At 51.4% G+C, this 11511-nt stretch carries 10 protein-coding genes; 5 read left to right on the forward strand and 5 right to left on the reverse strand.

The window, feature by feature from the left end; all coding sequences use genetic code 11:
- Positions 1-42 precede the first annotated feature (42 nt).
- Entirely contained in the window at positions 43-1872 is a 1830-nt protein-coding gene (secD, locus tag METH5_RS0108670) for a protein translocase subunit SecD (protein WP_029148135.1), read from the reverse strand.
- Positions 1873-1917: 45 nt separating this feature from the next.
- A complete protein-coding gene (gene yajC, locus METH5_RS0108675) occupies positions 1918-2232 on the reverse strand; it encodes a preprotein translocase subunit YajC (protein ID WP_029148136.1) in 315 nt (104 codons plus the stop codon).
- Positions 2233-2426: 194 nt separating this feature from the next.
- On the opposite strand from yajC, the gene METH5_RS0108680 reads away from it, so the two are divergent.
- The gene (locus tag METH5_RS0108680) at positions 2427-3074 is read left to right on the forward strand and encodes a PEP-CTERM sorting domain-containing protein (protein WP_232410992.1); all 648 of its coding nucleotides are present in this window, start codon (positions 2427-2429) and stop codon (positions 3072-3074) included.
- A gap of 837 nt (positions 3075-3911) precedes the next feature.
- Here METH5_RS0108680 and tgt read toward each other — a convergent pair.
- Positions 3912-5102 (reverse strand): tRNA guanosine(34) transglycosylase Tgt, encoded by a 1191-nt coding sequence (gene tgt, locus METH5_RS0108685; protein ID WP_029148138.1) that lies wholly within the window; start codon positions 5100-5102, stop codon positions 3912-3914.
- Positions 5103-5260: 158 nt separating this feature from the next.
- Here tgt and pssA point away from each other — a divergent pair, with 158 nt between their 5' ends.
- From pssA to METH5_RS0108710, 4 genes are all read left to right on the forward strand, one after another.
- Positions 5261-6049 carry a CDP-diacylglycerol--serine O-phosphatidyltransferase gene (pssA, locus tag METH5_RS0108695; protein ID WP_029148139.1) on the forward strand — a complete coding sequence of 263 codons (789 nt, stop codon included), beginning with the start codon at positions 5261-5263 and terminating at the stop codon, positions 6047-6049.
- Positions 6050-6166: 117 nt separating this feature from the next.
- Entirely contained in the window at positions 6167-7699 is a 1533-nt protein-coding gene (locus METH5_RS0108700) for a 2-isopropylmalate synthase (protein WP_029148140.1), read from the forward strand.
- Between the two features lie 95 nt (positions 7700-7794).
- Positions 7795-8688 carry a drug/metabolite exporter YedA gene (yedA, locus tag METH5_RS0108705; RefSeq protein ID WP_029148141.1) on the forward strand — a complete coding sequence of 298 codons (894 nt, stop codon included), beginning with the start codon at positions 7795-7797 and terminating at the stop codon, positions 8686-8688.
- A gap of 39 nt (positions 8689-8727) precedes the next feature.
- Positions 8728-9396, forward strand: a complete 669-nt coding sequence (locus tag METH5_RS0108710; protein WP_029148142.1) for an HAD family phosphatase — start codon at positions 8728-8730, stop codon at positions 9394-9396.
- An 18-nt stretch (positions 9397-9414) separates the two neighbouring features.
- On the opposite strand, the gene METH5_RS0108715 is transcribed toward METH5_RS0108710, so the two are convergent.
- Positions 9415-10521: a porin gene (locus tag METH5_RS0108715; RefSeq protein ID WP_029148143.1), complete on the reverse strand. Its 1107-nt coding sequence runs from the start codon at positions 10519-10521 to the stop codon at positions 9415-9417.
- Between the two features lie 132 nt (positions 10522-10653).
- Entirely contained in the window at positions 10654-11487 is an 834-nt protein-coding gene (locus METH5_RS0108720; RefSeq protein ID WP_029148144.1) for an inner membrane protein YpjD, read from the reverse strand.
- Positions 11488-11511: the final 24 nt, after the last annotated feature.

An 11511-nucleotide genomic window follows, 5' to 3' on the forward strand; every position in this document is an offset into this window, starting at 1 on the left:
AATCTATTCTCTTAGTATGCGTTGTCAGCGTGCGGGCGGCGATTAACCAATCCGCAGATGCTCGATCTTGCGGCGATAGCCGTACAACAGATTGACCAGTGCACGAGAGACCAGTACGGCGCTAAACATGGAGGTCATAATGCCCAGCACGTGTACCACGGCAAAGCCTTTGATCGGGCCGGTGCCAAACATAAATAGCGCCAGGCCGGCGATCAGGGTCGTGACGTTGGAGTCTAAAATCGTATCAAATGCGCGGTCATAACCGGCATGAATGCTGGCTTGTGGCGTGTTGCCGTTACGCAGCTCTTCACGGATACGTTCATTAATCAGCACGTTGGCATCAATCGCCATCCCCAGTGCCAGCGCAATTGCTGCCAGACCAGGCAAGGTCAGTGTCGCTTGCAGCATAGACAAAATCGCCACCAGCAACAGCAAGTTAACGCCCAACGCCATCACCGACACACCACCAAATACCATATAGTAGGCAATCATCATCACGGCAATGGCCGCAAAGCCCCACAGCGTAGAGTGCACGCCGCGTTTGATGTTTTCTTCCCCCATGCTTGGGCCCACCGTACGTTCTTCGATGATTTCCATCGGTGCTGCCAGCGCACCTGCGCGTAACAGCAATGAAATGTCAGTGGCTTCTTGCGCATTGGCCATGCCAGAAATCTGTACGCGACCGCCACCAATTTCTTCGTTAATCACCGGCGCGGTGACGACTTCAGTGCTGCCTTTTTCAATCAGCAAAATCGCCATGCGCTTGCCCACGTTTTCACGCGTCACATTTTTAAAGATGCCTGCGCCGCGACCATCCAGCGTCACGTTAACCACGGAAGAACCGTTTTGACCATTGACGCCAGGGCCAGCATCGGTGATGCGGTCACCGGTCAGCACCACGCTCTTTTTCACTAATACCGGGCGGCCTTCACGATCAGAAAACAGCTCGTCACCAAAAGGCACCTGGCCGCTCTGGGCTTTTTGCAAGGTAGCCATGTCGGATTTTTCTTCATCCACCATGCGGATTTCCAAGGTCGCCGTGCGGCCGAGAATCTCTTTGGCTTTGGCGGTATCTTGCACACCAGGCAATTGCACCACAATACGGTCCAGGCCTTGTTGCTGCACGATAGGCTCAGCCACACCCAGCTCGTTAATCCGGTTGTGCAGGGTTTGCAGGTTTTGCTTGAGCGCAAACTCCTGAATGCGCTTTTGCGCCATCACGCTCATGCTGGCGGTTAAGTTAAAATCTTTGTCACTGCCGCCAATTTTATAGGTGAGGTCAGAAAAGTCTTTAGCCAGCAGGTTGCGTGCTTTAGTCGCTTCTGCTTCTGACTCAAACTTAATCACCACCACCTGGCCTTGGCGCTCAATGCCGTAGTAGTTGATTTTTTCTTTGCGCAAAGACATGCGGAAATCACCCACCGTGCTTTCGGCCGCTTTATCCAGCGCGGCTTTCATGTCTACCTGCAGCAAAAAGTGCACACCACCACGCAAGTCCAGGCCCAAATACATCGGCTTGGCACCAATGCTTTGCAGCCAGTTTGGCGTTTGTGGCACTAGGTTCAGTGCGACGGTGTAGTCTTTACCCAAGTTGCCAACCAGCTTATCTTTAGCCAGCAATTGCGTATCGGTATTAGCAAAACGCACTTTGACGCCGCTGGCATCCATAAACAAACCGTCAAACGGAATGTTGGCCAGTTTTAGCGTGTCTTCCACTTTTTGCAGCAGACTCTCATCTAATTTTAGTGAGGCTTTGGCCGGGCTGATTTGCACTGCTGGCGATTCACCAAAAAAGTTGGGGATCGTGTACAGCAGGCCAATGATAAACACAGTGCCTATCAGTGCGAATTTCCATATCGGATAACGGTTCATAACAAACTCTTGCTCAGAATGAAAGACTAGCGCGTCTTGTGCGGGTTAAATGGATTTCAGGGTGCCAGCTGGCAGCAAGGTCTGCACAGTGTGTTTTTGCACATTAACAACGGTATTGGCAGCAATCTCAATGCTGACAAAGTGTTCACTCACCTTGGTTACCTTGCCGACAATGCCGCCAGTGGTTGCCACTTCATCGCCAGCTTTCAATGTCTCCAGCATAGACTTGTGTTGCTTGGCCTGCTTCATTTGCGGGCGAATCAACATAAAGTAAAACAAGACAAAAATCACCACCATAGGCAAGAAGCTCATGATGTCGGTGGCTGGGGCGCTGGCCGCGTAGGCGTTGCTAATAAACATATCTGTTCCTAGGTCATACTGAAAATAACGCATGATTCTATCATAGAGCCTTCTTAATCTGTCACCAGCCGTCCGCCTGGGTGCATTGTAATAAAGACTTGACTATATATTGTAAAGATATTTTAATGTTTGTTCGCCGCTATTGTTTGGCGTCCAGGTATTTGATGACAACATTTTTGATATTGGAGAAGCATATGCAAATGTATATAAAGTGTATCGCAGCAGTCTCATTAGCCATTTCGTGCCAGGTCGCCCAAGCCGGGGTGATTGTGCAGGCAACGTCAATTAGCGCCTCGAACCCAGACTTTGGCGGTTCGTATGCCTTGGTTAATCAGATCAACCAGTCAGGGTTATCCGCTGGTTATGTCGCAGGCGTCACGGATTTTGACAGTTTTGTCGCAACTACCACCCACAATGGCCAGGCTGCCTTTAATTCCGGTTTTAGTGTGGGTCCTTTTGGCAGCTTTAGCTATGACCTCGGAGCCGTCTACGATATTGATGCGATTGGGTTATGGGCGACCGCCAATACCGGATCGGTCTTGAACTTTAACCTATATGCCGATAATGACAATGACTTTAGCAATGGCAATAGCGGTTTGCTGGGCGGTTTTACTGCGGTAGGCTCCAATTACACGGTGGCAGATCCTGGTCAGGCATTTACTTTCGGCGAGGTATCCACCCGTTATGTGCATATGGAGATTCTGACAACCGATGGCGGTGCCCAACCGGGGTTGGGTGAAGTTATTTTCCGTACGGCGACCATGGTACCCGAGCCTGAGCCGTTGGCTTTGTTTGCTGCCGGGTTGATTCCGGTTTGGTTACGCTTGCGTAGAAAAGCTTGATTGGCGATTTTAGTGGATGAGGCTAGTCAAGTTTAAAAGCCAGTGCGTGTTTTGCGTGCTGGCTTTTTTGTTGTTTCGGGGGCGGGGGAGTCTGCGCGTGGTGTGATTAGAAATAAAGGTTGTTCTTTGATTGGTTGTTGTAGGGTGGGTATGGATGCTCACACGTTTATGGTTGTTTGTTAGGTTGCGTTTCGCCTTTTTGGCGAGTTACTTTTCTTTGCTTGCACAAAGAACAAGTAACCAAAAGAAAGTGCACCCCAGCTTCCGCTTGATTCCTGTGCTACTCGACTTGTCGGGCGTCCATCGAAACTCAACCTGGCAGCTCACACAAAGCGTGAGCTGCTGCGGGATTCGGACAGCCGATGGCCGACTGCTCCCGCCAATCCTGCGTTGCTCGGCGCGGCAGATGGGGACCCCGAACACCATGCGACTGCAACCGTTAGCGAATTAAAGAAAAAAACAATTTGGTTTTTGAAACGTCCAAACTTTCACGCTGCTACTTAAATGAGAGTAATCCCATCCCATCACGCTGAGTAGCGGAGACGAAGTGGGGGTAGTCGGCCATCGGCTGTTTGAGCTCCGCAACAAGCCACGTTTCGTGTGGCTTGTCAGGGCGAGTTTCGATGGACGCCCACTTTGTTGAGCAACGCAAGGGAGCCGAAGGCCGTGATGGCTGGGTGTCGTCCTCTTTGGTTACTTTCTGGGGGACAAGCACCAGAAAGTGACTCGCCAACAGGCGAAAGAAAATGTCACATTAATCCGCTAACGCTAAAGTCACAAACAACTTGTGACTCAATATTTGATCAAGACTGGATTCAGGTCTGCGCCGCGAAGAGCTTAACGTTTCTCTGCCCGCTTCCGAGCAAACTCCGTCTTAAACGCCTCAAAACGATTTTCTTCAATCGCTGCCCGCATGCTTTGCATCAACACCTGATAATAATGCAGATTATGAATGGTGTTTAAGCGCGCGCCCAGAATCTCGCCAATGCGGTACAAATGGTGTAAGTAAGCGCGGCTGAAGTTCTGGCAGGTGTAGCATTCACACTCAGCATCCAGTGGGCGTGTATCTGTTTTATAACTGGCGTTTTTGATTTTAACGTCACCATATTGCGTGAATAGCCAGCCATTACGGGCGTTGCGGGTCGGCATGACGCAGTCAAACATATCGATGCCGTAGCTCACGGCGTCGACCAGGTCTTCGGGTGTGCCAACACCCATTAAATAACGCGGTTTGTCTTTAGGCATTTGCGGTGCTGTGTGCGCCAAAATACGCAGCATATCTTCTTTAGGCTCCCCAACCGACAAGCCGCCAATGGCGTAACCGTCAAAGCCGATGGCTTCCAGTCCGAGTCTTGACACGTCGCGCAGGTCTTCGTACATGCCGCCTTGAATAATGCCAAACAAGGCATTGCCATTAGTGGGCGCAATGTCCGAACTTTGTTGATCGACTTCTTCAGGGCCGCCCAGCATGGTGAGAGTGTGTTCTATGGATTTTGTTTGGTACACGTTAAACGCATCGCGGCTGCGTTTGGCCCAGCGCTGGCTGAGCTCCATAGATTTGCGCGCCTCATCGTGGCTGGCCGGGTAGGGCGTACATTCGTCAAAAATCATGACGATGTCGCTATTGAGTACGCGCTGGATGCGCATGGACTCTTCTGGTGTTAAAAAGCAGCTATCGCCATTAATGGGGGACTTGAATTTGACGCCTGCTTCTGAAATTTTGCGCAGGTCACCGAGGCTCCAGACCTGAAAGCCGCCAGAGTCGGTGAGAATCGGTTTGTCCCAGCCCATGAATTTGTGCAGGCCTTCGTGGGCGGCGACCACCTCCAGCCCGGGGCGTAGCCAGAGGTGAAAAGTGTTGCCCAGCACGATATGCGCCTGAATCTCTTCGAGCTCCAGCGGAGACATGGCTTTAACGGTGCCATAAGTGCCCACTGGCATAAAGGCCGGGGTTTGTACCTCGCCATGCGGCAGGCTGACGGTGCCGCGCCTGGCGAGGCCGTCGGTATTGTGTAATGAGAACTGCATGAAGTGTGCAATAACTAACTGAAATAAACGCCTATTTTAACACAGCCATGCCAGTTGCTTATGGCGGTGGCGCGTGAGGTAAACGGGTGGGATACGCTTGCATTTTTTGTGATTGCCCGCAACAATGCTGGTATTCCGCAATTCTAAAAAAGTCCCTTATGGTTGAACCGCAAAACCGCCTGTCACGCCGCGAACAACATACCAGCTTGCGTCAGCGTGGTATTTATCTGCTGCCTAATTTGTTTACTTCTGCCTCACTATTCGGCGGTTTTTACGCCATTGTGCAGGCGATGAACCTGCATTTTGAGCAATCGGCGATTGCGATTTTTATTGCCATGGTGATGGATGGCCTCGATGGCCGCGTGGCACGCATGACCAATACCCAGAGTGCGTTTGGCGCTGAGTATGACAGCCTGGCCGACATGGTGTCGTTTGGTGTGGCGCCAGCGCTGATTGTCTATGTGTGGGCCTTGCAGCCTATGAACAAGCTGGGCTGGATTGCGGCGTTTATTTACTGTGCTTGTGCCGCGTTGCGTTTAGCGCGCTTTAACACCAAGCTGGATGACCCGTTTCAGGATAAGCGCTTTTTCCAGGGCTTGCCTAGCCCGGCGGCGGCGGCTTTGCTGGCAGGCTTTGTCTGGGTGTCTTACGAATACAATGTTGATGGCCGCGAAATTTTCTTTGGCGTGTTACAGATGAAATGGATCGCGTGGACGATTACGGTGTTTGCTGCCGGTTCTATGGTGTCTGACCTCAAGTTTTATAGCGGCAAAGATATCAACCTCAAGCACTCGGTGCCGTTTGTGGCGATTTTGGCGGTGGTGCTGGCCTTTGTGCTTATCTCCTACAGTCCGCCGGAAGTGTTGTTTAGCGTGGTGTTTGTGTATGCCTTGTCTGGCTATTATATGTGGGCGCGCGAACGGTTGGCGGCAAAAAACGCAGCTTAAGTCATTAAGCAAGTTGATAAAAACGCGCTTTCCAGCGCGTTTTTTTATGCATACATCCGCGTGTGGTCAATTGTAGGACAAGCGAGTAAAATTGAATGGTTAGTTTTAGGAAAACTCATGGAACAAATTATTATTTTTGATACCACGTTGCGTGATGGCGAGCAAAGCCCGGGCGCGGCGATGACCAAAGAAGAAAAAATCCGTATCGCCCGTCAGCTTGAAAAGCTGGGCGTAGACGTGATTGAAGCAGGGTTTGCGGCGGCCAGCCCTGGCGACTTTGACGCGATTTCCGAGATTGCCAAAGTGATTAAGACCTCTACCGTTTGCTCACTGGCGCGTGCCAGTGAAAACGATGTGCGTAGAGCTGGTGAGGCGATTAAACATGCGGCCAATGGTCGTATTCATACGTTTATTGCCACCAGCAAAATCCATATGGAAAACAAGTTGCGCATGACCGAAGACCAGGTGGTCGCGCGAGCAGTGCAAGCCGTGACATGGGCGCGTGAATATACCGACGACGTCGAATTTTCAGCCGAAGATGCGGTGCGCTCTGAGATTGATTTTTTGGTGCGCGTGTTTGAAGCGGTGATTGAGGCGGGCGCCAAAACCATCAATGTGCCGGATACCGTGGGTTACAGCATCCCCGAAGTCTGGGGTGAGCGCATGGCTGAGCTGATCAAACGCGTTAAAGGGGCAGATAAAGTTATCTGGTCTACCCATTGCCATAACGACCTTGGCATGGCGGTCGCTAACTCGCTGTCTGCGGTGATGAATGGTGCGCGTCAGGTCGAGTGCACCATCAATGGCCTGGGCGAGCGGGCCGGTAACGCTAGCCTCGAAGAAATCGTGATGGCGATTAAAACCCGCAGCGATATTTTTAACCTGACCACACGTATCGACACCACGCAAATCGTGCCGTCTTCTAAGCTGGTGTCTACCATTACAGGTTACCCAGTGCAGCCTAACAAGGCGATTGTTGGCGCTAACGCGTTTGCGCATGAGTCTGGCATTCATCAGGATGGTGTGCTTAAACACCGCGAAACCTACGAAATTATGCGTGCCGAAGATGTGGGTTGGGGCGCGAATAAACTCACCCTGGGCAAATTGTCTGGCCGTAACGCTTTTCGCACCCGCTTGAAAGAGCTGGGCATAGAGCTGGACAGCGAAGATGCCTTAAACGCGGCATTTGCGCGCTTTAAAGAGTTGGCAGATAAAAAGTCTGAAATCTTTGATGAAGATTTGCATGCATTGGTGAGTGATGAAGTGGTGCAAGAGAGCCGCGAAATGTTTAAGCTGACTTACCTGCAAGTGGCTTCGCAAACCGGTGAAATCCCGCATGCGATTTTGACCCTGAGTGTGGATGGTGCCGAGCAGCGTACTGAAGCAGATGGCGGTGGCCCGGTCGATGCGACGTTTAAAGCCATTGAAAACGTGGTGAACAGTGACGCTGAACTGCAGTTGTACTCGGTGAATAACATTACCAGCGGCACTGACGCGCAAGGTGAAGTCACGGTGCGTTTATCCAAAGGCGGCCGGATTGTGAATGGCCAGGGTGCGGATACAGACATTGTCGTGGCTTCAGCCAAGGCTTATTTAAACGGTTTGAACAAACTCTACGCCAAAGTAGAAAAATTGAACCCGCAGGTTTAAGCAGGCTCTGAGTTAACGCTTGCTGCCGTTGGGTGGCAAGCGTTTTCTTTTGTACGTAATCGTTATGTGTGGATGAAAGGTTGGGGTAGCTCGTCATGTCGCAAAGAAATCATTGGTTGCTGGTGATCATTGCGCTGACCTGTACCTACTTTATCTGGGGCTCTACTTACCTGGCAATCAAGTATGCCATTGAGAGCTTTCCGCCATTTGTCATGGTGGGCATACGGTTTACCATTGCCGGCTCTTTGCTTTATATGATTTTGCGTGGCATGGGCCACGCGGCACCTACGCTGGTGCAATGGCGTGGTGCTGCCTGGGTCGGGTTGTTGTTGCCAGTGTTAGGTAATGGCACGGTGTCGCATGTGCAACTGCATGTGTCGTCCAGCGTGGCGGCGCTGGCCATTGCCACTGCACCGATCTGGATGGCGATTTTCTCCAGCCTGTGGGGGCATAAAATCAGTCGCCGCGAGTGGGTTGGCATCGCCATTGGCCTGGTGGGTATTTTGTTATTAAACACCCGCGGAAGCCTGCAAGGTGATTGGCTCAGTGCCGGTTTGCTGATGTTTGCGGCGGCTTCGTGGTCGCTGGGCTCGGTATGGAGCAAGCATATGGCTATGCCGCAAGGGCTGATGGGCGCAGCCAGCCAAATGTTGTGCGGCGGCCTGATTGCCCTGCTGTTTGGTGCGGCGTTTGGCGAACATTTGCCTGCCCAAGTGTCAGCGCGTTCATGGGCAGCGATTGCATTTTTGATTGTGCTCGGCTCTATGGTGGCGTTCTCGGCGTATCACTGGCTGTTGCATCATGTGCGGCCCATGGTCGCCAGCAGTAATACGTTCGTTAATCCTATCGTCGCCTTTGTGGTTGGCGTCTGGTTTGCCGATGAGCAGATTCATCTGATGGAATATATTGCGCTGGCGGTGATTCTGGTCGGTGTGTTTTTGGTGCTCACCGCGACCAAAGAAGCGGTGCCGGACGAACAGATCGTTTAATTATCATTGTTTGATTATCTAAGTAAAGAAACTGATTGTATGAAACAAAACCTGGCGTTATTTGATTTGGACAACACCCTGCTGGCCGGGGATAGTGACTATAACTGGAGCGTATTTCTGATTAGCGAAGGCTTGCTCGATGCCGAGCAACACAAAGCGCGTAATGAGCAGTTTTATGAAGACTATAAAAACGGCTGCCTGGATATTTATGCCTTTCTCAAGTTTCAGTTACAGCCGTTGTCGCAGCACACAAAAGCCTTTTTAGACGAACTGCACACAAAATATATGGCCAATGTGATCCGGCCGATGATGACGCCAAAAGCGCAAGCACTGGTTGACCAGCATAAAGCCAATGGCGATTTATGCATGGTGATTACCGCCACCAACAGCTTTGTCACCAAGCCGATTGCCACCGCTTATGGCATTGAGCACCTGATCGGCACCGACCCGGAAATGGTCGATGGCCAATTTACCGGCGGCGTCAGTGGCACGCCTAGCTTTCAGCAGGGCAAGGTGACCCGCCTCAATGACTGGCTGGCCGCGCGTGGCCAAACGCTAGATGACTTTGAAACCAGCTATTTTTATAGTGACTCACACAACGACTTGCCCTTGATGAAACTGGTCACCAAGCCTGTTGCGGTGGATGCTGACCCGACATTGACCGCATATGCCCGTGAGCATGGCTGGCCGTTAATCAGCCTGCGTTAATCTCTAGTCGCGCTGACCTTAAAAGCTGACGGTTAGCGCGGTCACAGCCATCAAATTGTTATCAATTTGCTGTGAGCCGTCTTTGTTGAAGATGGCATCACGACTATTTAACTGACGTAATTCGTTGCGCCATACCATGCGCGGATTGAGTCGGTAATCCATATTCACTGAGTAACCGGTGGTGGCAAAGCCATGCGCAGTGCCTGTGTTAATAATCACACCATGTTTGTCTTGATAGTATTCCAGCCGTGCCGCAAATTGCAGCCGCTCTGAATACGTATAACGCAGCACCATATTTGGGCTAAACCAGACGTTGTAGCCCTTGCCAGAGGCGGCCTGTTCGGCACCAATATCAAACGCGGTGATTAATCCCCACTGTTCGTTGAGCCGCCACTGCACATAAAAATCATGAAAATAGCGCATCTGGCGTTGCGCGTCAGATGTGTCATTGCCAATAAACGAGCTGCTATTAATAGTGAGCGTGTTGCTGGGTTTATAGGTGAGCTGGTGGCCAATGGCGGGCGTGGTGTTACCGTCTGGCCGTTGAATACGCTGCCAGCCCGTGAGCAACAGGCCGCTCACGAGCCATTGACCATCCTGGCTGGTATAGCTCAGTTTGGCGCCGGTTTCAAAGTAGGGTGAGTTATCTGCCATCAGGCTGCGCGTCAGCGTCCAGTTATCTATGCCCACCGCACTCTCAAAACCGATATGCGACGGCATCACACCAATATCGAGCCACAGGTTATTTTCGGTTGACAGTTTGAGGCCGATATTGGCCTCATATATATTGCGCAAGCCATGCGGCTCGGCGGCATAGTTGGCCCGCATATAAGTGCCTGCGCCCAGTGCCAGGTTGCCGCGCACGCGCTCGGTGCTCAATGCCGCTTTTAGCATGGCCAGGTTGATGCTGGGGTCATCAGTGATGTTGTGGCTATACACAAAGCCCGGCCGCCTGTGGTTGGCCGGCTGGTTAAAGTCGTGTATCAGGTAGCTTTCAAGGTAGGCGCTTAGTTGCAGGGGCGTGGTGCTGGCCGCGGCCACGGTTTCCTCTGCCTGGGCGGTTAAAGCCAGGCAGAATAAAGGCACTACAGGGAGCAAAGCCGCAGGGAGTAGAAATGATTTCATACGCACAGTCCAAACTAAAAGGTGCCAGCAGAATAAAGTGCTGCACCTATCAATCACATAAACATAACGCAAAAGCGCTTGAATGATTGTGCCGGAAAGCAAGGCAAAAGCAGGGTAGTTCAGGGTGGGCTGTTAGCGGCCCAATACCACGTGTAGCACAAACCGGCTGCCAATATAGGCCAGCAGCAATAAGGCAAAGCCCAGCAGGGTCCAGCGTGTTGCGATTTTGCCGCGCCAGCCATATTTAAAACGGCCAAACAGCAGCCAGGCATAAATCAGCCACGAGGCAATTGAAAAGATGGTTTTGTGATTAAGCTGTAACGGCTTGCCGAAAATCTCTTCGCTAAACAGCATGCCGCTAATCAGGGTGATGGTGAGCAACACAAAGCCGATATGCAACACTTTAAACAGCAACGCATCCAGCACCATTAACGGTGGAAAATCAGGCAAAGCCAGCCAGCTGTTTTTTTGGTGCAACGCACGCTCGGCCATACGCATCAGGCAGGCGTGCAAGGCGGCAAAAGTAAACAGGCTGTAGGCCACCACAGCAATGAGTATATGCAGGTTAAACAGGGTGAAGCCATGCGTATCAACATAATAGTCTTTAACGGCAAAGCCAGGGATCAACACAAATAAGGCTGCAGGCGGCAACACAAACGCTTGCAGGCTGCGTAGTGAGTGTTTTAAATCTGCTAGCCAGTAAATGAGTACCGTCAGCCATAAGATGGCCGAGAGCGAATAATAAATGCCTAAGTTGGGCAGATTGACCGCAAAAATATCGCGATACAGCAGCCCGCCATGCATCACCAAACCCAATGCCACCATGGCGCTATGTAGCTGAAACGGAAACGCATGTTCATTGACCGCTTTGTCCTGTTTGGCAATGCGCCAGTAATCCAGCGCCACCGCCATATAGACAAACGCGACAATCAGGTAAGGAAGCAGGTGTTGAGTCATGCCTGGCATTATGGCAAAACTCGCTGCATTCGA

The sequence above is a fragment of the Methylophilus sp. 5 genome (assembly GCF_000515275.1).
GTDB lineage: Bacteria > Pseudomonadota > Gammaproteobacteria > Burkholderiales > Methylophilaceae > Methylophilus.

Coding starts and splice junctions, on each gene's coding strand:
- secD (WP_029148135.1), bottom strand. CDS start 1,872: ATGAACCGTTATCCGATATGGAAATTCGCACTGATAGGCACTGTGTTT.
- yajC (WP_029148136.1), bottom strand. CDS start 2,232: ATGTTTATTAGCAACGCCTACGCGGCCAGCGCCCCAGCCACCGACATC.
- METH5_RS0108680 (WP_232410992.1), top strand. CDS start 2,427: ATGCAAATGTATATAAAGTGTATCGCAGCAGTCTCATTAGCCATTTCG.
- tgt (WP_029148138.1), bottom strand. CDS start 5,102: ATGCAGTTCTCATTACACAATACCGACGGCCTCGCCAGGCGCGGCACC.
- pssA (WP_029148139.1), top strand. CDS start 5,261: ATGGTTGAACCGCAAAACCGCCTGTCACGCCGCGAACAACATACCAGC.
- METH5_RS0108700 (WP_029148140.1), top strand. CDS start 6,167: ATGGAACAAATTATTATTTTTGATACCACGTTGCGTGATGGCGAGCAA.
- yedA (WP_029148141.1), top strand. CDS start 7,795: ATGTCGCAAAGAAATCATTGGTTGCTGGTGATCATTGCGCTGACCTGT.
- METH5_RS0108710 (WP_029148142.1), top strand. CDS start 8,728: ATGAAACAAAACCTGGCGTTATTTGATTTGGACAACACCCTGCTGGCC.
- METH5_RS0108715 (WP_029148143.1), bottom strand. CDS start 10,521: ATGAAATCATTTCTACTCCCTGCGGCTTTGCTCCCTGTAGTGCCTTTA.
- METH5_RS0108720 (WP_029148144.1), bottom strand. CDS start 11,487: ATGCCAGGCATGACTCAACACCTGCTTCCTTACCTGATTGTCGCGTTT.